At 61.7% G+C, this 21,819-nt stretch carries 21 protein-coding genes; 8 read left to right on the top strand and 13 right to left on the bottom strand.

Features of this window, described 5'->3' with window-relative positions; translation table 11 throughout:
• Positions 1-112 precede the first annotated feature (112 nt).
• Both phnX and HBO05_RS23040 read right to left on the bottom strand, forming a co-directional pair.
• Positions 113-940, bottom strand: coding sequence for a phosphonoacetaldehyde hydrolase (gene phnX, locus HBO05_RS23045; RefSeq protein WP_172314157.1), 828 nt, complete (start codon positions 938-940; stop codon positions 113-115).
• Positions 941-1,018: 78 nt separating this feature from the next.
• Positions 1,019-2,128, bottom strand: a complete 1,110-nt coding sequence (locus HBO05_RS23040) for a 2-aminoethylphosphonate--pyruvate transaminase (RefSeq protein ID WP_172314155.1) — start codon at positions 2,126-2,128, stop codon at positions 1,019-1,021.
• Positions 2,129-2,240: 112 nt separating this feature from the next.
• Here HBO05_RS23040 and HBO05_RS23035 point away from each other — a divergent pair, with 112 nt between their 5' ends.
• Entirely contained in the window at positions 2,241-3,101 is an 861-nt protein-coding gene (locus HBO05_RS23035; protein ID WP_172314153.1) for a LysR substrate-binding domain-containing protein, read from the top strand.
• 154 nt (positions 3,102-3,255) lie between these two features.
• Here HBO05_RS23035 and HBO05_RS23030 read toward each other — a convergent pair whose 3' ends face one another.
• The 4 genes from HBO05_RS23030 to HBO05_RS23015 all read right to left on the bottom strand — a co-directional run bounded on the left by HBO05_RS23030 (position 3,256) and on the right by HBO05_RS23015 (position 6,979).
• Positions 3,256-3,777 carry a flavin reductase family protein gene (locus tag HBO05_RS23030; protein ID WP_076962640.1) on the bottom strand — a complete coding sequence of 174 codons (522 nt, stop codon included), beginning with the start codon at positions 3,775-3,777 and terminating at the stop codon, positions 3,256-3,258.
• Between the two features lie 8 nt (positions 3,778-3,785).
• Complete coding sequence (locus HBO05_RS23025; RefSeq protein ID WP_076962641.1) at positions 3,786-4,814, bottom strand: methionine synthase; 1,029 nt, start codon at positions 4,812-4,814, stop codon at positions 3,786-3,788.
• Positions 4,815-4,840: 26 nt separating this feature from the next.
• The gene (locus HBO05_RS23020) at positions 4,841-5,824 is read right to left on the bottom strand and encodes a DUF1852 domain-containing protein (RefSeq protein WP_172314151.1); all 984 of its coding nucleotides are present in this window, start codon (positions 5,822-5,824) and stop codon (positions 4,841-4,843) included.
• A gap of 276 nt (positions 5,825-6,100) precedes the next feature.
• A complete protein-coding gene (locus HBO05_RS23015) occupies positions 6,101-6,979 on the bottom strand; it encodes a LysR substrate-binding domain-containing protein (RefSeq protein ID WP_169954389.1) in 879 nt (292 codons plus the stop codon).
• Positions 6,980-7,245: 266 nt separating this feature from the next.
• On the opposite strand from HBO05_RS23015, the gene HBO05_RS23010 reads away from it, so the two are divergent.
• Positions 7,246-8,571 (top strand): MFS transporter, encoded by a 1,326-nt coding sequence (locus HBO05_RS23010; protein WP_170057941.1) that lies wholly within the window; start codon positions 7,246-7,248, stop codon positions 8,569-8,571.
• Positions 8,572-8,689: 118 nt separating this feature from the next.
• On the top strand, positions 8,690-9,397 hold the full coding sequence (locus HBO05_RS23005; protein ID WP_057441529.1) for a YebC/PmpR family DNA-binding transcriptional regulator: 708 nt from the start codon (positions 8,690-8,692) through the stop codon (positions 9,395-9,397).
• Between the two features lie 133 nt (positions 9,398-9,530).
• Here the strand turns inward: HBO05_RS23005 and HBO05_RS23000 are convergent, their stop codons facing one another.
• The 4 genes from HBO05_RS23000 to HBO05_RS22985 are packed head-to-tail and all read right to left on the bottom strand — an operon-like array spanning position 9,531 to position 13,245.
• On the bottom strand, positions 9,531-10,835 hold the full coding sequence (locus tag HBO05_RS23000) for a protein kinase (RefSeq protein ID WP_172314149.1): 1,305 nt from the start codon (positions 10,833-10,835) through the stop codon (positions 9,531-9,533).
• A gap of 35 nt (positions 10,836-10,870) precedes the next feature.
• Positions 10,871-11,983: a cell division protein ZapE gene (gene zapE / locus HBO05_RS22995; protein WP_172314147.1), complete on the bottom strand. Its 1,113-nt coding sequence runs from the start codon at positions 11,981-11,983 to the stop codon at positions 10,871-10,873.
• 12 nt (positions 11,984-11,995) lie between these two features.
• Positions 11,996-12,742, bottom strand: a complete 747-nt coding sequence (locus HBO05_RS22990) for an anti-sigma factor (RefSeq protein ID WP_172314145.1) — start codon at positions 12,740-12,742, stop codon at positions 11,996-11,998.
• On the bottom strand, positions 12,739-13,245 hold the full coding sequence (locus HBO05_RS22985; RefSeq protein WP_169954384.1) for a sigma-70 family RNA polymerase sigma factor: 507 nt from the start codon (positions 13,243-13,245) through the stop codon (positions 12,739-12,741). The genes HBO05_RS22990 and HBO05_RS22985 overlap by 4 nt, the downstream gene beginning before the upstream one ends.
• Before the next feature lie 205 nt (positions 13,246-13,450).
• Here HBO05_RS22985 and HBO05_RS22980 point away from each other — a divergent pair, with 205 nt between their 5' ends.
• From HBO05_RS22980 to HBO05_RS22965, 4 genes are all read left to right on the top strand, one after another.
• Positions 13,451-15,058 (top strand): amino acid adenylation domain-containing protein, encoded by a 1,608-nt coding sequence (locus HBO05_RS22980; protein WP_172314143.1) that lies wholly within the window; start codon positions 13,451-13,453, stop codon positions 15,056-15,058.
• Positions 15,055-16,332 carry a hypothetical protein gene (locus tag HBO05_RS22975; RefSeq protein WP_172314141.1) on the top strand — a complete coding sequence of 426 codons (1,278 nt, stop codon included), beginning with the start codon at positions 15,055-15,057 and terminating at the stop codon, positions 16,330-16,332. The genes HBO05_RS22980 and HBO05_RS22975 overlap by 4 nt, the downstream gene beginning before the upstream one ends.
• 101 nt (positions 16,333-16,433) lie before the next feature.
• On the top strand, positions 16,434-17,516 hold the full coding sequence (locus tag HBO05_RS22970; RefSeq protein ID WP_172314139.1) for a catalase family peroxidase: 1,083 nt from the start codon (positions 16,434-16,436) through the stop codon (positions 17,514-17,516).
• A complete protein-coding gene (locus tag HBO05_RS22965) occupies positions 17,513-18,049 on the top strand; it encodes a cytochrome b/b6 domain-containing protein (protein WP_169954380.1) in 537 nt (178 codons plus the stop codon). Before HBO05_RS22970 ends, HBO05_RS22965 begins: the two co-directional genes overlap by 4 nt.
• Here the strand turns inward: HBO05_RS22965 and HBO05_RS22960 are convergent.
• Complete coding sequence (locus HBO05_RS22960; protein WP_172314137.1) at positions 17,947-19,212, bottom strand: MFS transporter; 1,266 nt, start codon at positions 19,210-19,212, stop codon at positions 17,947-17,949. The genes HBO05_RS22965 and HBO05_RS22960 overlap by 103 nt on opposite strands.
• Before the next feature lie 97 nt (positions 19,213-19,309).
• Between HBO05_RS22960 and HBO05_RS22955 the strand changes: the two genes are divergently transcribed.
• The gene (locus tag HBO05_RS22955; protein ID WP_169954378.1) at positions 19,310-19,765 is read left to right on the top strand and encodes a helix-turn-helix domain-containing protein; all 456 of its coding nucleotides are present in this window, start codon (positions 19,310-19,312) and stop codon (positions 19,763-19,765) included.
• Positions 19,766-19,791: 26 nt separating this feature from the next.
• On the opposite strand, the gene HBO05_RS22950 is transcribed toward HBO05_RS22955, so the two are convergent.
• Both HBO05_RS22950 and HBO05_RS22945 read right to left on the bottom strand, forming a co-directional pair.
• The gene (locus HBO05_RS22950) at positions 19,792-20,943 is read right to left on the bottom strand and encodes a carboxypeptidase family protein (RefSeq protein ID WP_170043119.1); all 1,152 of its coding nucleotides are present in this window, start codon (positions 20,941-20,943) and stop codon (positions 19,792-19,794) included.
• A 479-nt stretch (positions 20,944-21,422) separates the two neighbouring features.
• Positions 21,423-21,770 (bottom strand): DUF3077 domain-containing protein, encoded by a 348-nt coding sequence (locus HBO05_RS22945; protein WP_169954376.1) that lies wholly within the window; start codon positions 21,768-21,770, stop codon positions 21,423-21,425.
• Between the last annotated feature and the right edge of the window lie 49 nt (positions 21,771-21,819).

Raw genomic sequence — 21,819 nt, 5'->3', positions numbered from 1 at the left:
CGTCTTTCCTCACTCATCAGGGGCAAACCTCCGTTCTTTGGCGACGGAGTCCCTAAAGCCTAAACCTGTTATGCAAGGTTTGCCCGAGTGAGGGGCGATGTATTGATCTCGATCAGGCGCTTTGCGGCATTTCACCACGTGCCAGGCGCTGATTGATGTCGGCGATCACGCCGGGCAGGTCGGTGATCGTGTCGATCAGGTAGTGCGGGCGCGAGCCGGCGAACATCGTTTCGATACGCTTGCGTTCGCTGGCCAGGGTCGCCGGGTCCAGGGCGCGGAACTGCTCGTAGGTCAGGCCCAGGGCGTTGCCCGAGCAGGTCAGCGCCACGGTCCACATGCCGGCGCGGCGGCCTTCGAGGATGCCCGGCACGGTATCGTCGATCTTCACGCAGGCCGCCACGTCATCGACGCCCAGGGCGATCACGTTGGCCAGGGCCTGGGCCGGCCATGGGCGGCCATTGGGCACTTCGTCGGTGGCGACAACATGGTCGGCGATGTAGCCGTTGGTAGCCGCCAGTTCGACCACCTTGTCCATCACTTGCTTGGGGTAGCCGGAGCAGGAGCCGATCTTGATCCCTTGCGCACGCAGCGCGGCGATGGTCTCCAGGGCGCCGGGAATCAGCGCCGAGTGTTCGGCGATCTTCTCGATCTGCAACGGCATGAAGCGCTCGTAGATGGCGGTCACGTCATCGTCGGTCGGTGTGCGGCCGAAGGCCTTGCGATAGCGCTCGGCCACTTGCGGCTGATCACACAGGGTGCGGATGTGGTCCCACTTGCCCATGCCCATCGGGCCACGGGCTTCTTCGATGGAAACCTGCACGTCGAACTCGGCAAACGCCTCGACAAAAATCTGCGTGGGGGCAAAGGAGCCAAAGTCGACCACGGTACCGGCCCAATCAAGGATGGCGGCCTGCAGGGTGTTGGGGTTCTGATAGTTCATGGTTCAAATCCTGTAAATAATGTGTAGGAACCGGCTTGCCGGCGATAGCGGCCCTGAAGGCCCCATCGCCGAAGGGAGTCAGATTTCGAGCACTTCCATCTCTTGCAGCGCCTGGGCAATCGCCGCCACCGCCGCTTGCATCTCGGCCTGGTTGACGTGACCGATGCAGCCCACGCGGAAGGTTTCTACCTGGGTCAATTTGCCCGGATACAGAATGAAACCCTTGGCCTTGACCCGCTCGTAGAAGTCCTTGAACTGGTAGCGCGGATCGTTTGGCGCGTGGAAGGTGACGATGATCGGCGCCTGGATCGCGGCCGGCAGGAAGCTGCGCAGACCCAGGTCGGCCATGCCGTCCAGCAGCGTCTGGCAGTTGGCGGCATAGCGCTGGTGACGGGCTGGCAGGCCGCCTTCTTCGTTGTATTGCAGCAGCGCTTCATGCAGGGCGGCTACCACGTGGGTCGGCGGGGTAAAGCGCCATTGCCCGGTCTTGGCCATGTAGGCGTGCTGGTCGAACAAATCCATGGCCAGGGAATGGCTGTTGCCCTGGGCGGCGGCCAGTGCGTCTTTTTTGGCAAAGACAAAACCCATGCCGGGCACGCCTTCCAGGCATTTGCCGGAGGCAGCGATCAGGGCGTCAAACGGCACTTGGGCGGCGTCGATGGGCAGCGCGCCAAAGGAGCTCATGGCGTCGATGATCAGGCGCTTGCCATGGCGCTGGATGACCTGGGCGATCTCCGGCAGCGGGTTGAGGATGCCGGTGCTGGTTTCGCAGTGGATCAGCGCGATATGGGTGATGCTGCTGTCAGCCTGCAACAGGCGGTCGACATCGGCGGCGGTGGTGGGCTGGTCCTCAGCGGTCTCGAAGGTGCTGAACGGGCGGCCCAGCACTTCGCAGATCTTCGCCAGGCGCTTGCCGTAGGCGCCGTTGATCAGCACCAGCACTTTGCCATCGCGGGGCACCAGGGTACCGATGGCGGCTTCGACGGCGAACGTGCCGCTGCCCTGCAAGGGCACGCAGTGATGGCTGTCGCCACCGTTAATGATCACCAGCAGTTGCTCGCAGAGGCTGGCGGTCAGTTGGTTGAAGCGGTCATCCCACGAACCCCAGTCAACCATCATCGCCTGGCGGGTGCGGGCAGAGGTGGTCAGGGGCCCAGGTGTGAGCAGGATCGGCGCGGCAGTACTCATTCTCTTGTCCTCGCAAAGCAGTGGGATGACGCTACGGGACATAAATTGCAGTTTGGCTTGTCATCAATCAAATTGTTTGTTGTTATGCCAGCCATCAGTGAGGCCGATAGCTATGAATCTTTTCCAACTCCGTGCATTTGACGCCGTGGCCCGGGACGGCAGTTTTACCCGTGCCGCCGCGCGCCTGTTTATCAGCCAGCCAGCCGTGACCGGGCATATCAAGGCGCTGGAAGAGCACTACCAGATCACCCTGCTGCGGCGTACCGCGCGGCGCGTGGAGTTGACGGAGGAGGGCATCAAGCTGGCGGCCATCACCCGCAGCATCTTCGGCCTGGTGGATGAAGCGCAGACCCTGCTCGAAGCCAACCGCCAATTGCTCACCGGACGCCTGGAGGTGGCGGCGGATGGCCCGCATATGGTCATGCCGATGTTGGCAAAGCTGCGTGCCCGTTACCCGGGGATCACCGTCAACCTGCGCCTGGGCAATGCCCAGGAAACCCTGGCGGCGCTGCTCTCCGAGCATGCGGATGTGGCGGTGTTGACCGAAGTCGAGCCGCGCAAGGGCGTACACCTGCAACCCTTGATCGAGTCACGTATTTGCGCGTTGGTACCGGCTGGCCACCCGTGGCTGGCGGACCCGGCGGGTATTCGCCTGGAGCAGTTGGACCAGGTGATCATGGTGCTGCGCGAGCCCAGTTCCATCACCCGCCGCACTTTCGACGAGGCGTGTGCCAAGGCCGGCGTGCAGCCCAAGGTGTTGCTGGAACTCGATAGCCGCGAAGCGGTGGCGGAAGCGGTGGCCGCCGAATTGGGGGTGGGGGTGGTGTCCTCCATGGAAGTCAGCCGGGACCCGCGGGTGCATGCGATTGCGATCCGTGGCGATGGGCTGCTGAACCAGCACATGCTCGGCTGCATGGAACGACGCCGCGAGTTGCGCTTGATTCAGGCGTTTTTCGAGTTGGCCGCAAGCTGATTGGGACGTTGCACCCCGTTTGACCAGTCGTTTGCATTCGACTTCGAGTTGGCCCCGTACCCCTCTCGCAGGGCTGTAGGTGTCTAGTGTGCGTTAACGCAACATAACGCAGTGGCTTGTGGCCAGTGCGTTTACGCAGGAAAACCCTCGTCGCTCAAACTGCGCCATGCGCCGCCAGGTTGCGATACTGCCCTTTGAAATACAGCAATGGCTGTGCGGTATCGGCCTTTTGCAGATCCATGGCTTTCACCTCACCAATCACTATCACGTGATCGCCTGCGACGTGCTCAGCGTGGATTTCACAGTCGAGCCAGTGCAGGCTGTCGGCAATGACGGGGTTACCTAGCGGTGATTCCTGCCATTCGATTCCATGCCACTTATCCGTGCCTCGACGAGCGAACTGGTTGGAAATCCCAACCTGTTCACCGGACAGAATATTGACTGCGAATCGACCTGCCTCACGAATCTTCGGATAGCTGGCCGAGCTGCACATGACGCTGAACGAGACCAGTGGCGGGTTCATCGATACGCTATAAAACGACTGGCAAGTAAAGCCAATCGGCTCATCACCGGTGTGCGAAGTAATCACCGTGATACCGCAAGCGTAGTGCCCGAGCGCCTGACGAAAGCTCAGGGGCTCGATGGAAGTAGCAGTGGTAGTGGCAGTGAGTGACATCGCGGTTCCTAGTTCGACAGCTCTTTTCGAATGATCTCTGCGCCTGCGCTCAACGCATTCAACTTGCCCCTTGCCACCTGGCGAGGCAACGGAGCCATGCCGCAGTTGGTGCAAGGATAGAGCTTGTCGGCATCTACGAACTGAAGTGCCTTGCGTAGGGTATTGGCGACTTCCTCGGGCGTCTCGATGGCATGGTTTGCCACATCAATGGCGCCCACCATCACTTTTTTACCCCGGATGAGCTCGATCAGATCCATCGGGACGTGAGAGTTGTGACATTCGAGCGAGACGATATCGATGCTGGATTTCTGCAACTTGGGGAACGCTTCTTCATACTGGCGCCACTCCGAACCCAGCGTTTTTTTCCAGTCGGTGTTGGCCTTGATGCCATAGCCATAGCAAATATGCACGGCGGTTTCGCATTTGAGCCCTTCGATTGCTCGCTCCAAGGTGGCCACACCCCAGTCATTCACCTCGTCAAAAAACACGTTGAATGCAGGCTCATCGAACTGGATGATATCTACCCCGGCAGCCTCCAGCTCTCTGGCCTCCTGATTGAGAATCTTCGCGAATTCCCAGGCCAGTTTTTCACGGCTTTTGTAGTGAGCATCGTAGAGGGTGTCAATCATCGTCATGGGGCCGGGCAGGGCCCATTTAATTGGCTGCTTCGTCTGCTGGCGCAAGAATTTGGCGTCTTCCACGAATACCGGCTTTTTCCGAGAAACGGCACCCACAACCGTCGGCACGCTGGCATCGTAGCGATCACGAATCCGGACGGTTTCACGATTCTCGAAATCGACCCCTTCGAGATGCTCGATGAAGGTCGTCACAAAATGCTGACGGGTCTGTTCGCCATCACTGACGATATCAATGCCGGCCAACTGCTGCTCCTGCAAGGCGAGGCGCAAAGCGTCCTGTTTACCTTCAACCAGTTCTTCATCCTGCAATTTCCAGGGCGACCAAAGCGTTTCAGGTTGTGCAAGCCAGGAAGGTTTAGGCAAGCTCCCAGCGGTCGAAGTAGGCAACAGCTTTTTCATTAAAGAAGACCTTGATTTGAAATTAATTAATGCGCGCAGCTAACAGACCATTGATCAAGAATGACCTTATAGGGCTTGATGAATTGCTCTTCGGCAAACTTTCCCTGTTCAGTAGCCAGTCGGCTTCGCTCTTCTCGATCATAAATAATTCGAGTCAATGAATAGTCCTGATGCTTCAAACTAGGCTGGTAGAACTTTCCAGCTACGGAGTTTGCATTGTAAATCTCAGGGCGGTAGATTTTCTGGAACGTATCCATGGTGCTAATGGTGCCAATCAACTCAAGATCGGTGTAATCACCGAGCAAATTCCCCGAGAAGTAGAAAGCCAGTGGCGCGGCACTGTTCGGCGGCATGAAATAACGAACCTTCAAGCCCATTTTCCTGAAGTACTCATCTGTCAAAGAGTAGGCATCTTGCTGGTACTCAAAGCCCAACACAGGGTGCTGGTTCTCGGTTCGCAGGTATGTCCGGGTACTGGATATGCTCAGGCAGATGACCGGTGGCTTGTCGAAGTGCTCTTTGTAAGCGCTGGAGTTGACGAAGCACTTGAATAGTTTGCCGTGCAAATCGCCAAAGTCATGTGGGGTGCTGAATTGTGACTGGTTCTTGTTGTGCTCCAGCAGCCGCACACTGAAGTCATAGTCTCGCACGTAGGATGAGAAGTTATTTCCCACTATGCCACTGATGCGTTGATTGGTTTCTCGATCAACAATCGTGGTCTTCAAAATCTCAATCAAAGGAATAGCGTGGCCGCGACCTTCAGTATCAATTTTCATTTCAGCGGAGATAATGTCCAACTCGACCGTGTAACGATCACCCGTAGGATTGTCCCAGTGCGCCAATGCATTAAAGCGATTATCAATCATCTTCAACGTGTTGCGCAGATTCTCCTGACGACTCTCCCCCCTCGCTAGATTGGCAAAGTTGGTCGTGATGCGCGTAGTGTCTGAAGGAAAGTAATTCTCATCAAAACAAATGCTCTTGATAGCAAATGTGAATTCGTTGTTCATCGTGACCTGCACCCGTATTTTGGACAAACCTGAAATGGCGCCTGGCCTCTTTCAGATTTGATCAACATGCTGTTTCTTCACTCGACGGCTTGTAGATCGGCCAGCGTGAAGAGCTGCACGTATTTTAAGCAAGGAGGCTACATGAACAAAAACGAATTGATTTCAAAAGAGTATTAGTCACGCTCATGATGACGTGCAGGCTCAGGAACGAGGTTGGGTCGAGTCTGGCCAGTCATCGAGAGCCTGTGCACGGGTCAACTCAATGCAATTACTCAGCTAATCGTCGCGCAGGCTTTCCCGGACAATCTCCAGGAAAGTCGCCACTACCCGCCGCGAACTCTGCTCCTTGAGGCACACCAGCGTTTCCTTCATACGCTGGGTGCAGTCGCGGATGGGCATGGCATATACCCGTGAATCCGCGCCGAACTCCGACGCCGAGACCACCCCCACGCCAATCCCCACCACCACCGCCTCACGCGCGGCTTCGCGGCCTTCCACCTGGATCGCCGGGCGGATGCGCAGCCCGGCCTGGTGCATCTCGCGCTCCAGGGTCTGACGGGTCACCGAGCCGATTTCCCGCAGCACCAGGGGCGTGTCGTCCAGGTCCGCCAGGTCGATGGACTCACGCCCGGCCCATGGGTGGTTACGTGCGACAAACGCCAGCATCGGGTCATCGCGCAGGGGGATCGAGAGCAGGCGCTCATCGTCGACATCGCGCCCCACCAGCGCCAGGTCAGCCTGATAGTTGTGCAGGCGATACAGCGCATCATCGGTGTTGCCGGTCTCGATCCTTACGGTGATCCCCGGATAGCGTTCGCAAAACCGCGCGATCTGCGGCAGCACATGCACCGGCGCGTCCACGGCCAGGGTCAGGCTGCCGGTCTGCAGGGCCTTGGAGTCTTGCAGCAGTTCCTCGGCTTCGGCGGCAATCACGAACAGGCGCTGGGTGATACTCAGCAGGCGCTCCCCCAGGTCGGTCAGGCGTACCGAACGCTTGTTGCGATGGAACAGCAGCACGCCAAAACGCTCTTCAAGCTTGCGCACCTGATCGGAAATGGCCGGCTGGGTGAGGAACAGCCGCTGCGCCGCCGCGGTAAAGCTGCCGTGGACGGCCACGGCATGGAAGGCTTTGAGTTGGGCATGGGAAACCGACATGGCACGACCTCTTACAAGCTGAGCTTATATTTGAAATACGATAAATCGATTTTACCTATTAGTCAGCCATTGCTTTGATAGCGCTCAGTCGCCGTAGGTTGAGTCCTACAACTTCGGCGATCATGGGCCCTTGCGTGCACCCTTGCAGGACTCATCTGACCAGTACCCAGCGCCCTGCGCCCCGGTACTGCAGTGCAAAACAATAAAAACACAGGCAATTGCTTCTCGATTCTGCCGGCACACTCACACCTGAGGTCAGAACCACCATGAATATCCCTATGGGTAGCATCAAGCGTTGGCGCATGCAGATTTTCGCCATCACCTGGCTGGCATATGCCGCCTTCTATTTCACCCGCAAAGCGTTTTCCGTGGCCAAGTTGGGGCTCGTCGACGACCCCAGTTTCCCGCTGGACAAGATGATGATGGCCAACCTGGATGGCCTGTACCTGGCGGCCTATGCCGTTGGCCAGTTCACCTGGGGCATGCTTGCCGACCGTTTCGGCCCACGGGTGGTGGTGTTGGGCGGGCTGGTGATTTCGGCGGCCGCCGCCCTGGTCATGGGCACGTTTGCCACCTTGCCGATCTTTGTCACCTGCATGTTGATCCAGGGGCTGGCGCAGTCCACCGGCTGGTCGGGGCTGTGCAAGAACCTTGGCAGTTTCTTCCCGGCGCAGCAGCGCGGGCGGGTGTTGGGGCTGTGGAGCTCGTGTTACGCGTTTGGCGGGCTGGTGGCATCGCCATTTGCCGGCTGGTGGGCCTACACCCTGATTGGCAGCTGGCACGCGGCATTTATCTCCAGTGCCGCGGTGGTGGCGGTGGTGGCGGTGCTGTTCTTTATCTTCCAGCGCAACACGCCTCAGGACGTCGGCCTGCCGCAAGTGGAGCCCGAGCCGGCAATGAGCGCTGAAGAGCAGGCAGCGGCGAAAAAAATCAGCATCCTTGAGCCGTTGCGCGAGATCTTGCGCAACCGCACGGTGCTGACCCTGGGCCTGGCGTACTTCCTGTTGAAACCGGCGCGCTACGCGATCCTGTTGTGGGGCCCGGTGATTGTCTATGAGCAGATGCCTTCGGTGGGCAAGGTCGGCGCAGCGATTGTGCCGACGGCGTTCGAGCTGGCGGGATTGTTGGGGCCGATCATGATTGGCCTGGCGTCCGACAAACTGTTTGGCGCCCGGCGCATGCCGGCTTGTGTCCTCAGCCTGCTGGCGCTGACGGTGTCGCTGGCGCTGTTCATGGGGGCCTTGCATACCGGTAGCGTGCTGTTGGTGATGGCCTTGCTGTTTGTGATGGGCCTGACCCTGTACGGGCCGGACTCGATGATCAGCAGCACGGCGGCGATTGACTTCGGTACGGCCAAGGCAGGCGCCACGGCGGCGGGCTTCGTCAACGGCTGCGGTTCGGTGGGGGCGATCCTCGGTGGCCTGCTGCCGGGCTACTTCGACACGGTGACGGTGTTTATCGTGTTCGCCGGCGCCGCGTTGTTTTCGGCGCTGGTGCTGATGCCCTATTGGAACGCGCGGCCTGCGGTTCTGGCGCAAGTGGGCGACTTTGTGCCGGATCGTTCCGTCGCGATCAAACCCCTGCGCACCTGAGGCCCCTGCAACGCTGGCCGGTTTTTTGGTGGAACGATGGGTTCTTGCCCTATAAACTCTGCGGCCAAAGCGCCGGCCAGTAGACGTCTCGGCGCCACGGATATCAAGAGAGTGAGTCATGGGCGCACAGTGGAAGGTTAAACATAAAGAAGCGGCATCCAATGCCAAGGGCAAGATTTTCGGCAAGCTGGTGAAGGAAATCACCATTGCCGCCCGTAACGGTGCGGACACCGCGACCAACGCCCACCTGCGTCTGGTGGTCGAGCAGGCCAAGAAGGCCTCGATGCCCAAGGAAACCCTGGAGCGCGCGATCAAGAAAGGCGCGGGCCTGCTGGGCGAGACCGTGCAGTACCATCGCGTGACCTACGAAGGGTTTGCCCCGCACCAGGTGCCGTTGATCGTTGAGTGCGTGACCGACAACATCAACCGCACCGTAGCGGAAATCCGCGTGGCGTTCCGCAAGGGGCAACTGGGGGCTTCGGGCTCCGTGGCCTGGGACTTCAACCACGTAGGGCTGATCGAAGCCTCGCCGGATACCCCGGACGCCGACCCGGAAATGGCCGCCATCGAAGCCGGCGCCCAGGACTTTGAAGAAGGTGAAGAAGAGGGCACGACCCTGTTCATCACCGAGACCACCGACCTGGACGCGGTGCAGAAGGCTTTGCCGGAGCAGGGTTTTACCGTGTTGTCGGCCAAGTTGGGCTACCTTGCGAAAAACCCGGTCAGCGGCTTGAGCGATGAGCAGATGGCTGAAGTCGAAGCCTTCCTCGAAGGCCTGGACAACCATGACGACGTGCAGGATATGTTCGTCGGCCTGGCGGGCTAAACCCGGCCTGGAATTATGGGCGCAGACTTGTGTGGGAGCGGGCTTGCCCGCGATAGCGGTGTATCAGATGGCACATCAGCGGGCTGACCCACTGCTATCGCGGGCAAGCCCGCTCCCACATTTACAGGGCGTTTCAGAGTGAGGACAGCAGTGCCTCGATCTCTTCGAACGCTGGACGCGCCAGCACCTGCGGCTGGCAGCAACTGTCACCCATTGTCTCCAGCACCTGGCGCTGTTCAGCGCTCAAACCCGCGTCAATCCGCTCCAGCAACTCCCCCAGCAACACCCCGAACGCCCGCACTTCAATGCGCTGCAACGCCCTGGTCTCCAGGGTGTCGGCCGTGGCATGGAACGATGCGGCGCCAAAGTCCCCAAGCAAACAATCACCCTGGGCATTGCACAAAATATTGTGGCCATACAGGTCGCCATGGGTGATGCCGTGCCGGTGCAGGTGCGCGGCCACGGAGGCGATGCCGCGCGCCATGCGCAACGCGACCTCCACGCTGAAACGGGTGGCGGGGTCGTAGATGTCCCGGGTGCAGGACGCCAGGCTGGGCAGGCCGGCGAGGTTGCGGTAGCTCGGGTCGATCAGGTCCATCACCAGCGCGGCCTGGTCATCGGGGTGGCCGACCACGCGGCCTTGCACCTTGATCAGGTTCGGGTGCAACCCGGCGGCAATGCAGGCCTGCATTTCGTGCAGCGGCGAGCCGTCGCTGGTGATGGTGCCCTTGTAGAGTTTGACCGCGACTGGCTCGTTCGACGGTTTGCGCAGTGCCTTGCGAATCACCCCCGAGGCGCCTTCGCCCAGCACCTGGCCCAGTTCCAGTTCGGCCCAGGGAATGTTCGGCGTCGCGTCATCAGTTGCCACGTCCACCGCGCTTTCCACCGGGTTGCCGGCATAGGCCAGCCAGGTCAGGCGCGGCAGTGTCAGCAGCCAGTGGGGTAACTGAGTCAGGCGGTTGGAAGCGATGCGCAGCAGTTCGAGGTTATGGCACTGGGCCAGGCTCGCGGGCAGTTGCTCCAGGCGGTTGCCGGCCAGCATGAGTTTTTGCAGCAGTGGCCGCTCACCGAGTGCGTCCGGCAACTGGCGGATGCGGTTATCGGTGAGGATCAGCCAGCGTAACTGCGGTGGCAGCGCAGCAGCCGGCACCTGCTCGATCTGGTTGGCCTTGAAACCGACCATGCTCAATTGCTGGCATTGCCCCAGGCACACCGGCAGTTCGGTAAAGGCGTTGTCCGAGCAAAACAGTACGCGCAGGTGGGGCAGGCGGTGCAGGTCGTCCGGCAGGCTGCGCAGGGCATTGCCGCTCAGGTTGAGGATTTCCAGGGAGTCGGCCAGGTCGAAGATTTCCCGGGGGAACTGCGTCAGGCCGCAGGACAGGTCCAGGCGCTTGATGCCAGCCAGTTGGCCGGCCTTGAGTTGGGCAAGGGTATCCATGAACAGCGTAGGTCACTCGACAAGGTCAAAGGCGCTCATGATAGCGACTTGAGCGCCAGCGGGCTGACTTGTTGCAACTGCCCCAGGCGGCTGCGGGTGCGCGCCAGGTCAATCGCCTGGCCTTGCAGGGCGTCGTCCAGTGGCTGTTGGCCCAGCAGGGTCAGGTGCTTGTCCTGGTCGTACAGCACGTCGATCAGGTTGATAAAGCGCTGTTGCACGGCAATCGGGCAATCGCCGAGCAGCGGCAGGTCGTCGATGATCCAGTGGTCGAAATCCTCGCACAGCAACAGGTAGTCCATCACGGCGGTGGGCTGTTCGCACAGGTCGTTGAAGGTCAAGGCCAGGCTGCGCACCTGGTGCCAGCGCACTTGCAGTTGCCGCGAGCCGACCGCCAGCGCCAGGGGCGGGCCAGCGGTGGCGGGCAGCGCCAGTTCGCGGCGCTGGGCCGGGGTTCCGGGCCACACGTATTGGCCGTGGGTGAAACGCTGCTGCTGGTGGTTCTGCGCCAGGCCCCGGTAGTCCTGGGGCGCGCTGACTTGCATGACGTCCATGTGCGCGCCGATCAAGTCGATCACCGGTTTGAAACGCTGGTGATACAGCGGGTTGGGCAGCAAGCCCTGGGGCGGGTAATTGGAGGTGACCAGTACCAGGATGCCCCGTTGGAACAGGGCCTTGAACAGACGAGTGATCAACATCGCATCGCCAATGTCATGCACATGGAATTCGTCGAAACACAGCACCCGGCAGCCGTCGAGCAACTGGTCCAGGGTGGCGCCCAGGGCATCGGCCTGTTGGCGGTGGGCAAACATGCCACGGTGCAGGCGGGCGAAAAAGTCGTGGAAATGCACCCGCTGCTTGTCAGGCAAGGGCAGGGCCTGGAAAAACCCGTCCAGCAGCCAGCTTTTGCCTCGGCCGACGGCGCCGTGCAGGTACAGGCTGCGGGTCGGGCGCCGGTCCAGCAGGTACGAGGTCTGCCGGGCCATGGCGTCGATCACCTGTAATTGGCTGGGGCTGAGGGTGTAGCCCTGTTGCCGGGCCTTGTCCGCGAAGAACCGCTGAATGGCTGGCGCGCTGTCACTGGCGGTTGTTTTGCCGAACAGGCGTCTGAGCAAGGGCAGGCGACGCGGGCGGCTATCTCGAAAAGGCATGGCGGTGGCGTCCTAGAACCGAGTGGTCTGCTTGAGCAATGGGGTGGTCGGCTCGTCCTCTTGGCTGACCATCGCATAGTTGTAGCCGGGGCTGGACCAGTACTCGGCCTGGAGCCCCTCGGCGCTGCGGCTGCCCCTTGGCAGCAGGGTGTTCTGCGGGCCCGGCGGGCGAATGTAGAAACTGATGCGCCGGCCTTGTGGGTTCTCGTAGAGCACCATCGCCGCCGCACCCTGGTCGGTGCTGAGCAGCCGCGCGCTGACTGGGTTGAAGCCGGCCTGGCTGAGGTCTGGCAGGCGATGGGCCTGGGCGAAGTAGCGGTCGAGCCAGGCTTGCATATCGCCATTGCCCTGCACCTGGTAGTCGGCGGGCATGATCGGGTTCTGGGCAAACAGGCGATAGGCCTGCATGGCGTCGGTCATCGGCAGGCTGCTGGCGAGCAGGGTGGCCTGCCGCGCTTGCCAGCCACCCAGGCCGCCCAGGCCGATGGCGACCAGCAACATGGCGGCAGTGGCCAGGTGGCGGCGCGACTGGCGCTTGAGGCGCTGGCGAAGCAGCGCCGGATCCAGCTCGGGGTTGACCGCTGGCGGCGCACCGATGGCCGCGCGCAGGTGCTGGGCATCCTGTTGCCAGGCGTGGACCTGGGCCGCGACCTCGGGGTGGGCGGCGAGCCAGATCTGCAATTGGCGGCGATCCGGCTCGCTGAGTTGGTGATCGACGTACGCGTGCAGGTCGCGTTCATTGGGGGGCAGGCTGATCATTTGAGTATCCGCAGGGTAGGGCGGGTGATATCGCCGTCGCTGAGCTGGCGCAAGGCCTGGCGGGCGCGGGACAGGCGTGACATCACGGTGCCAATGGGCACGTCGAGGATATGGGCGACTTCCTTGTAGCTCAAGCCTTCCACCGAGACCCATAGCAGCAGGGCGCGTTGCTCGCTGCTCAACTGGTCGAAGGCCTGCAGGGTCGATTGCGCGATCACCGTGCGTTCGACTGACGGTTGCGCGTCATCGCGGCCGGTAAAGAACTCCAGCATCCGCGCATAGCGCCGCGAACGCCGGTGCGCGTCGAGGAACTGCCGGTAGAGGATCGAAAACAGCCAGGCGCGCAAATCCCCGTCGACGCGCTTGTGGCGCCAGCTGACGATGGCGCGCTCCAGGCTGGCCTGCACCAGGTCGTCGGCGCTGCTGGGGTTGCGCGTCAGGGACAGGGCAAAGCGCCGCAGCCTGGGGAGGAGTTCACGCAACTGGTCGTCGAGCTCGTGCATGGAGGGCCTGCGTGTCGTGGGCGGTGTTGAGGAAGACGCCTAGGGGCAAAGGTTATTCCATCTGTGGGAAAAATAAGCGCTGTAGATAGCCTCGGTCTCTATCGTTTGTAAGCTCCCGTAGCCCTGTAATGTCGTGAATCGTCCTCAGTCCAGCCCCCTGCCTGCCCGAACAGTGTGAGGCAGGGGCCAGTTGAGGAGTTGACCCATGATATCGACGACAGCAGCGGATAGCGGTTTTGCTTGCACCAAGGCACTGGGCCATTTGCCCATCATCCAACGTCATACCCTTCAAGCCTGGGGCTGCGGGCCGGCGCGGGCGCTGCCTTACGCGTGTATCCACCAGGCATTCGAGGCGCACGCCGCGGCAACCCCCCATGGGATCGCCGCGCTCTGCTCGGGCCAGAGCATCAGCTATGAGCAGTTGAACCGCCAGGCCGATCGGCTGGCCCGGCACCTGCTCGCGCAAGGGGTGATGGCGGGCGATACGGTGGCGCTGTTTGTCGAGCGGTCGATCCCCATGCTGGTGGGGATGCTCGCGGTGTTGAAAGTCGGCGCGGCCTATGTGCCGCAGGATGCCAGGATCACTCCACCGGCGCAGTTGGCGATGATCCTTGAGGCGCTGTCGAGTGCAGTGGTGCTGACCTTGTCGGGGTTCAAGGACCAATTGCCGCTGGCAGCGGGCCATTTGTGCGTGTGCCTGGACGAGTTCCTGGCGCAACAGCCGTGGGTGGCGCAGGCCTGCGAGCTGAACGTCGCCGCGCCAGACCCCGCCAGCCTGTGTTTTGTGCTGTTCACCTCCGGCACCACAGGGCGGCCCAATGGGGTGCGGGTGACGCACCGCAATGTGTGCAACATCCTGCTGACGGCACCGGGCAACCTGGGCATCAAGCCGGGCATGAGGGTTGGGCAAATCCTCAATATCGCGTTTGACATGGCCGCCTGGGAAATCCTCGGCTGCCTGGCCCACGGGGCGACGTTGTATATCCGTCAGCAAGATATCGGCGAAACGGCCCGCCATTGCCAAGTGCTGATCGCCACCCCGTCGATTCTCGCCACCCTGGACCCACGGCAGTGCGCCACGCTTGAGGTGGTCGCAGTGGCGGGCGAGCCATGCCCGCAGGCCCTGGCGGATCGCTGGGCGGCCCATTGCACGTTCTATAACGGTTGCGGACCCACGGAAACCACCATCGTCAACACCTTGCACCGGCACGTACCAGGGGCGCCGTTGACCATCGGCCAACCGACGCCCAATAACACCGTGTATGTGCTGGATGAACACGGCCAGGCCTGCGCGCCGGGGGAAGTGGGCGAGATGTGGGCCGGGGGCGACGGGGTGACGGCGGGCTATCTGCATGACCCGTTGTTGACGGCGCAGCGCTATCGGCCTGATCCGTTCCTGGGGGCGGGGCGGATGATGTTCCGTACCCGCGACCTGGGGCGCTGGACGGACGATGGGGCCCTGGAGCATCTGGGGCGGGTCGACGATCAGGTCAAGGTGCGCGGTTTTCGCGTGGAGTTGGACGCGCTGGCCAGCACGCTGGAGGCCAGTGGCGCCTGTAGCCGGGCGGTGGCGCTGAAGTTCGACAGTCAGCACCTGGTGGCATTCGTCACACCGGCCACGGCGGACATTGCGGCAGCCAGGCAGTTCTGCGCGCAGCGGCTGGCCTACTACTGTGTGCCGGCGGTGATTTTTGCCCTGGAGCACTTGCCCCTGACGGCACGCGGCAAGATCGACAAGACCCTGCTGCGGCAATGGGCCTGTGACAGTGAGGAGGGTCGCCAACTCGCCCTCAAAGCAGGGGGCCGAGCATGATTGAGCGGTGGATGGCGACGGTAGTGCCCGCCTTGCCTGGCGGGTGGCGGCGGTGGCGTGGCTTGCCGATATTTTCCCATTACAACCGGCTGGTGGCGTTGGTGCTGCTGGGCAACGGGTGGTTTGCACTGTCTGGCTTGAAGCTGCCCGTGATCGACGCGCAGCAAGTGTCGATGCTGGTGATGATCAACCTGTCCCTGGCGATCCTGGTGCGCCAGCAGTACGTGATCAACGGGCTGTTTTGGCTGGCCACGCGCATCCCGCTGAGCTGGCCGCTGTACCTGCGTCGCCATGCTGCCAAGGTCTATCACCTGGGCGGGCTGCACAGCGGCGGTGCGCTGGCGGCGACGCTGTGGTTCGCGCTGCTGGTCGCCAGCCAGGGCTGGCGTTACCTGCAACAGCCGCAGAGTGTTTCTGCGCCGTGGTTGTTGGTCAGTGCGGCGCTGTTGGGAGTGTTGCTGTTGATGGTGGTCATGGCGCAGCCGGGGATTCGCAGGCGTTTTCACAATGGCTTTGAGCGCGTGCACCGCTTTGCGGGGTGGGCGGCCTTGCTGTTGTTCTGGGTGCAGGCACTGCTGGCCGAGGCTCATCCGGTTGCATTCGGGATGCTGCTGGTGCTGACCTTGAGCATTGCCCTGCCTTGGTTGCGCTTGCGCAAAGTGGCAGTCAGTCATCAGCGGCCTTGCGCTCATGCGGTGATCACCACATTGCGCCACACCACGCCCTTTGCCGGCTCGTCGACGGCGATCAGCCTGCAGCCGCTGCTGGAGTGGCATTCGTTTGCCAATATCCCGACCCCGGGCCAGCCGGGCTTTCGCCTGATTATTTCCAGGGCCGGGGACTGGACGGGGCGTTTTATCGAGCACATGCCATCCCATGTCTGGGTCAAGGGCATTACCACGGCGGGCGTGGCGAATATCGAGACGTTGTTCAAGTCGGTGGTGTATATCGCCACCGGCAGCGGGATTGGCCCGGTGATGCCGCACTTGCTGGCCGGGCAGGTGCCGATCCAGTTGGTGTGGTCCACCCGCAGCCCGGCAAAGACCTATGGTGAAGAGCTGGTCGCCGAGATCCTGCGGGCGCAACCGCACGCAGTGATTTGGGACACCGACGTGCGCGGCAAGCCAGACCTGGTGCAGTTGGCGTACGCGGCGGTGCAGGATTTTGGTGCCGAAGCGGTGATCTGTATCGCCAACCAGGCGTTGACGCGCCGGGTGGTGGCGCAAATGGAGGCGCGGGGGATCCCGGCCTATGGCGCGATCTGGGACTCCTGAATCACCCGCTGCGAAAAAGCCTACGGCCTTGGTGGAATAAGCCTGCGTGAGCGGCGTCTCATTGCACCTTCCACCTGTGGCCGTTGGCCTCGGAGCACTTCATGCCAGATCATCCATCGCCACCCCGCACGCCGTTGGGGCGCGCCAGCCTGGTGCTGCGCCTGGCCGCTATCGGCGTGGTCGTCGGCGTCGTTGCCGGGGCCTTTGCCTACGTCAACGGTACCCTCGACCCACAGCGGTTGCGCCCCAAGACCCTGGTCAATGCCCTGGAAACCAACAACGGCCTGCACCCTGGCTACCGGCGCAACCATGCCAAGGGCGTATGCGTGGCGGGTTATTTCGAGAGCAGCCCTGCGGTGCGTGCCTATTCCAGCGCGCAGGTATTCAGTGAAGCGCGCACCCCGGTGATCGGGCGTTTCGCCCTACCCAGCGGCAACCCCTATGCCCCGGACAGCAGCGTGCCGATCCGCAGCCTGGCCGTGCAGTTCAACCAGGCCAACGGCCAGCAATGGCGCAGCGGGATGAACAGCATGCCGGTGTTCCCGGTGGGCACCCCCGAGGCCTTCTACCAGATGCTCAAGGCGGGGGCTGCGGACCCTGCGACCGGCAAGCCCAACCCGGCCAGTCTGCCGGCGTTTTTTGCCAGTCATCCCGAGACCGCGCCGTTCCTGGCCTGGGTCAAGACCGCCAGGCCTTCGGCCAGCTATGCCAGCGAAAGTTACAACGGCATCAATGCGTTTTACCTGGTCAGCGCCAACGGGCAGCGCCAGGCCGTGCGCTGGGGCGTGGTGCCGATGAGCCAGGACGCCAGTGGCGCCGTTGCGCCAGGAGGGGCGGATTTTCTCCAGGCCGACCTGGAGCAGCGGTTGGCGGCCGGACCCTTGCGCTGGCAATTGCAGATCACCCTGGCCAACCCCGCGGACCCGGTGGATGACGCCAGCAAGGCATGGGCCGGCGCGCACACGGTGCTGAACGCCGGCACCCTGGTGCTCGAACGTAGCCAGCCGCAGTTGGACGGCGATTGCCGCGATATCAACTTTGACCCGCTGATCCTGCCCAGCGGTATCGAAGCCTCCAATGACCCGCTGCTGGCGGCACGTTCCGCTGCCTATGCCAGTTCATACCTGCGCCGTACCGGTGAAGTCAGCCAGTTGCCCAACCCCCCTCAGGAGTCCCGGCCATGAATGCCCAACCGCGGTTTTTCGCCCCGCTGGCGCGCCTGCTGCACTGGCTGATGGCGCTGATGGTCATCGCCATGCTGTTTATCGGTGCTGGCATGGTGGCTTCGGTGTCCCAGCGCCATGAATGGTTGTTGCACCTGCACAAGCCGTTGGGTATTGCGATTCTGCTGTTGGTGATCGTGCGCCTGGCGGTGCGTTTTTCTACCCGTCAGCCAGCGTTGCCTGCCGATTTACCGGCGTGGCAGGTGTTGGCGGCCAAGGCGTCGCATCTGCTGCTGTACGGCTTGATGCTGGTGCTGCCGCTACTGGGCTGGGCGATGATTTCGGCGGCGGGTGACCCGGTGATGCTGTCCAGCGCGCTGCAGTTGCCTTCGTGGGTGCCGGCCAACGCGCAGTTGTTCGCGGTGCTGCGCACGGCCCATGGGTATCTCGCTTATTTGCTGTTCCTCACGGTGCTGCTGCATTTGGCGGCGGCGTTGTTCCATGGCTGGGTTCGCCGGGATGGCGTGCTGCAAAGCATGCTCGGCAAGGACTGAGGCCCCAGGGTCGCCCGCCAGTACACCAGCGCCAGCAGGTTGATGGCGGCGCCCAAGGCACACACGCCGAGCCAGCCGGCCCAGGCGTACATCAGGGTCGCGCCGAGCGAGCCCAGGGCGCTGCCCGCCGAGTAGAACAGCATGTAGCCGGCTGCCAGGCGGCTTTGGGCTTCGGGGCGTACGCTGTAGATCAGGCTTTGGCTGGTGACATGCACGGCTTGCAGGCCGAGGTCGAAGGTAATTACCCCAAGCAGCAGCGCCCACAACGAAGACTGGGTCAAGGCGATGGCCAGCCATGACAGCAGCATCAGCACCAGGGCCGCGCCGCTGGTCCACTGGGCGAGGCCGCGGTCTGCCAGGCGCCCGGCATGGGCCGCGCCCAATGCGCCGGCGGCACCGGCGAGGCCGAACAGGCCGATCTGGGTGTGGGACAACAACAGGGGCGGGGCGCTCAAGGGCAGCACCAGCGGGGTCCAGAGCACGGTACCCGCGGCAAAAATCAGAAACGCCAGCACTGCGCGGTCGCGTAGTACTTTTTCCTCACGCAACAGGCTGAACACTGAAACCAGCAACTGGCGATAGGAGCCTGACGCCCGAGGCTGCTCGGTGGTAGGCAAGACACGCCAGAGCAGCAGTGCCATCAACAGGGTCAAGCCCGCCGACAGCAGATACACCGAACGCCAGCCGGCCAGGTCCGCCATGATCCCGGACACCGTGCGCGCCAGCAGCAGGCCAACCACGATGCCACTGGTCACCAGGCCCACCACATGCCCCCGTTGCTCGGGCCGCGCCAGGTTGGCGGCGTAGGCCACCAACACCTGGGCCACCACGGCGAGCAGGCCCGTCAGCAGCAGGCCGGCCAGAAACCCGAAGAGGCTGTTGGAGAGGCCGACCAGCAACACCGCACCGGTGGACAGCAGTAACTGCCCGACGATCAAATGCCGGCGATTGAGCAGATCGCCCAGCGGCACCAGCAGTAACAGGCCAACGCCGTAGCCAACCTGGGTCAGGCTGATCACGATGCCGACGGTGGCGGGGTCCATGGCGAACGTCGTGGCCATGGCATCGAGCAGGGGTTGGGCGTAATAGACATTCGCCACCGATAGGCCACAGGCAATGGCAAACAGCAGCACCACGGCGGCGCTTAACGATGATGGGGGCATGCTCAATTCTCAATGTGGTTGCTAAATGAAACTGGTTGTACGGTAGGTATTGCGGTTTTATATTGCAACTACATTTTTTGTCAGGCAGGCGTTACCCATGGTCAAACTCACCCGCTTTGAAACTGCCGAATGCCCGGTGGCGCGCTCACTGGAGGCGATTGGCGATGGTTGGGCGCTGCTGATCATTCGCGATGCATTCGATGGCATCCGCCGCTTTGGCGAGTTCCAGCGCAGCCTGGGCATGGCCAAGAACATACTGGCCACGCGCTTGCGCAGCCTGGTCGGCCACGGAATTTTTGAGATTGTCCCGGCCTCGGATGGCAGCGCTTATCAGGAGTACGTGTTGACGGAAAAGGGCAGGGGGCTGTTTGCGGTGATCATTGGGTTGCGGCAATGGGGCGAGGGGTTTTTCTACGCCGAAGGCGAGGCCCATTCGGTGCTGTTGGACCGTGAGCACGGTCAGCCGCTGCAGGCTTTGCAGGTGCATGCGGCGGATGGCCGGGTGCTCGGACCTCAGGACTGCCTGCGGGTGGCGGCGCAGTCCGAGGCTTAGGGTTAGCGATACTTATTGGGGCAGGGTCAGCGCAGTACGTTGACTATGTCCGCCACGGTGCTCAACACGTCCTTGCCCAGTTGCCGGGAGCGTTTGCCAGACCAGCCGGTACGCGGATCGGGCGCATCGTCGTTGTCCTTGAAGGGCATTTCGAGGGTCAGGGACAGGCAGTCGAATTTCTCGCCCACGCTGTTGCAAGCCAGGGTCATATTGGCCTGGCCAGGCAGGTCGCGGGTGTAGCCATGGGTGGTCTGGAAGTCGCGGGTCAGCTCGCTCAAGTGGCTGCGAAAGTGTTTTTCCAGGCCTTCGATACGCGGGGTGTAGCCGGGGTTGCCTTCGCACGCTGCGGCGAACACGTAGGGGATTTCCTCGTCGCCATGGATATCCAGGAACAGGTCTACGCCGTACTTCTCCATCTGCTGCTGGACGAACAGCACTTCCGGGCTCAGTTCCTGGCTTGCGCTCTGCCAGGCGCGGTTGAGGTCCTGGCCCATGGCGTTGGTGCGCAGATGGCCATGGAACGCGCCATCCGGGTTCATGTTCGGTACCAGGTACAGGTCGGCGGTGGCCAGGAGTTTTTTCAGCTCATCATCACCGTCCTGTTGCAGGCGTTCGATGATGCCTTCCATAAACCACTCGGCCATGTGCTCGCCGGGGTGCTGCTGGGCAATGATCCACACTTTGCGCTGCCCCGCGTCCCCCTTGCCACGGCGGAGCAGGGGGATATCACGGCCCTCGACACTCTTGCCGGTGGCCAGCAGTTGCGTACCGGCGCGGTTCAGCGCCTGGTCGATCAACCAGGCGTGGCGCGCGCGGCTGTAGGGCTCGAAGTAGGCGAGCCAGGCGTGTTTTTGCTCGGTTTGCAATTCGATGTGCAAGGTTTCGCCATCAAAGCGCGTCGGCACCCGGAACCAGTTGATATGGTCATAGGACGCCACGGCGTTGTAGCCGCTCCAGGCATGTTTGTAGGAAGACTGGCCAGCGTTGCTCAGGCGGAAGGTATGGGTATGACCAATGTGCATCCCTTCGGCCTTGAAGTGGAACCATTGGAAGTGCTGGCTGCGGGTATCCGGCTTGATTGCCAGCAGCAACTGATGGGCATCGCTGGTGTCGAGCACCTGGATATTGCCGCTGTCGAAGTCGCTGCTGATTTTGATGGAGGTCAAGGCCACGGTCATAGTCTGCTTGCCTGAATTTAAATGGTGTGGCGGGCAGTTTACACAGGCGCGGGGTAAAATCTGGACGCAAATTAATGCGAAAAAGAAGGGGGCGTCATCCTTGACGCTGCAGCAGCTTAGAGTCTATGAGATTGATTCTCAAGTGCTAATTTGGAAAGATCCGGGCTAGAGCGCTTTATCGGCTTTCTTTCGGCGATGGTCTTTTGCTACCATGCGCGCCATCAAGCAACACACAGTCTTCATTAGCCTGAAGCCACGCCAGAATAACTGGCAAAAAAAAGACCCGGCCAAAGAGCCGGGTCAAAAACCGTGATTAGCCTGATGAGGAGATATTCCAAGAGTCCGACCTAAGGTCCCTTGGTCTATCGACTGATCTCGCGACCAGCTGCATGCAATAATAATCATTATCATTTGCAAGTCAAATGTTTTTATCTGCCAGATAGAAATATTTTTCCTTCTGTTCCTGCACGCCTACCGGGTCAAGGGGTTTTCCCGCCGACCAGTTGCAGTGGACGCTCCAGCATGGCCTTGGCCATATCAATCAGATACACCACCGAAAACGCCAGGTCCCGGGTGCCCCCCAGCTTGTTGTTCGCCAGCTCATACGCGATGGCGGCGGCGCTGCGTAGCAGGTCCGAAGCGTGGACCAGGGCTTCTTCATGGCTGACAGTGGGGCTGGCCTCGAACCAGGCCACATCGTCCGATGTGGGCTCGGCGTCTTCTTTGAAGTAGTAGTCCAAGGCGCGCCGGGCTGCGTCGCTGCCCTGCAAGCACTTAATTTCATCGTCATCAGGTGTACCAGGCAGGTGATCCGGGGTTGTGGTCATGTGGTCGGTGCTCTGGGTGGGAAGGTGAACAGGTGGAGCTGATAATAAT

It is taken from the genome of Pseudomonas sp. WS 5079, from assembly GCF_012985465.1.
Lineage (GTDB): Bacteria > Pseudomonadota > Gammaproteobacteria > Pseudomonadales > Pseudomonadaceae > Aquipseudomonas.
The sequence above is the reverse complement of the archived record's forward strand: the minus strand, read 5'-3'. Positions and strand labels throughout refer to the sequence as shown.

Bases quoted from the DNA above. Each gene is read 5' to 3' on its own strand.
- phnX (WP_172314157.1), bottom strand. From the start codon at position 940: ATGAACTATCAGAACCCCAACACCCTGCAGGCCGCCATCCTTGATTGG.
- HBO05_RS23040 (WP_172314155.1), bottom strand. From the start codon at position 2,128: ATGAGTACTGCCGCGCCGATCCTGCTCACACCTGGGCCCCTGACCACC.
- HBO05_RS23035 (WP_172314153.1), top strand. From the start codon at position 2,241: ATGAATCTTTTCCAACTCCGTGCATTTGACGCCGTGGCCCGGGACGGC.
- HBO05_RS23030 (WP_076962640.1), bottom strand. From the start codon at position 3,777: ATGTCACTCACTGCCACTACCACTGCTACTTCCATCGAGCCCCTGAGC.
- HBO05_RS23025 (WP_076962641.1), bottom strand. From the start codon at position 4,814: ATGAAAAAGCTGTTGCCTACTTCGACCGCTGGGAGCTTGCCTAAACCT.
- HBO05_RS23020 (WP_172314151.1), bottom strand. From the start codon at position 5,824: ATGAACAACGAATTCACATTTGCTATCAAGAGCATTTGTTTTGATGAG.
- HBO05_RS23015 (WP_169954389.1), bottom strand. From the start codon at position 6,979: ATGTCGGTTTCCCATGCCCAACTCAAAGCCTTCCATGCCGTGGCCGTC.
- HBO05_RS23010 (WP_170057941.1), top strand. From the start codon at position 7,246: ATGAATATCCCTATGGGTAGCATCAAGCGTTGGCGCATGCAGATTTTC.
- HBO05_RS23005 (WP_057441529.1), top strand. From the start codon at position 8,690: ATGGGCGCACAGTGGAAGGTTAAACATAAAGAAGCGGCATCCAATGCC.
- HBO05_RS23000 (WP_172314149.1), bottom strand. From the start codon at position 10,835: ATGGATACCCTTGCCCAACTCAAGGCCGGCCAACTGGCTGGCATCAAG.
- zapE (WP_172314147.1), bottom strand. From the start codon at position 11,983: ATGCCTTTTCGAGATAGCCGCCCGCGTCGCCTGCCCTTGCTCAGACGC.
- HBO05_RS22990 (WP_172314145.1), bottom strand. From the start codon at position 12,742: ATGATCAGCCTGCCCCCCAATGAACGCGACCTGCACGCGTACGTCGAT.
- HBO05_RS22985 (WP_169954384.1), bottom strand. From the start codon at position 13,245: ATGCACGAGCTCGACGACCAGTTGCGTGAACTCCTCCCCAGGCTGCGG.
- HBO05_RS22980 (WP_172314143.1), top strand. From the start codon at position 13,451: ATGATATCGACGACAGCAGCGGATAGCGGTTTTGCTTGCACCAAGGCA.
- HBO05_RS22975 (WP_172314141.1), top strand. From the start codon at position 15,055: ATGATTGAGCGGTGGATGGCGACGGTAGTGCCCGCCTTGCCTGGCGGG.
- HBO05_RS22970 (WP_172314139.1), top strand. From the start codon at position 16,434: ATGCCAGATCATCCATCGCCACCCCGCACGCCGTTGGGGCGCGCCAGC.
- HBO05_RS22965 (WP_169954380.1), top strand. From the start codon at position 17,513: ATGAATGCCCAACCGCGGTTTTTCGCCCCGCTGGCGCGCCTGCTGCAC.
- HBO05_RS22960 (WP_172314137.1), bottom strand. From the start codon at position 19,212: ATGCCCCCATCATCGTTAAGCGCCGCCGTGGTGCTGCTGTTTGCCATT.
- HBO05_RS22955 (WP_169954378.1), top strand. From the start codon at position 19,310: ATGGTCAAACTCACCCGCTTTGAAACTGCCGAATGCCCGGTGGCGCGC.
- HBO05_RS22950 (WP_170043119.1), bottom strand. From the start codon at position 20,943: ATGACCGTGGCCTTGACCTCCATCAAAATCAGCAGCGACTTCGACAGC.
- HBO05_RS22945 (WP_169954376.1), bottom strand. From the start codon at position 21,770: ATGACCACAACCCCGGATCACCTGCCTGGTACACCTGATGACGATGAA.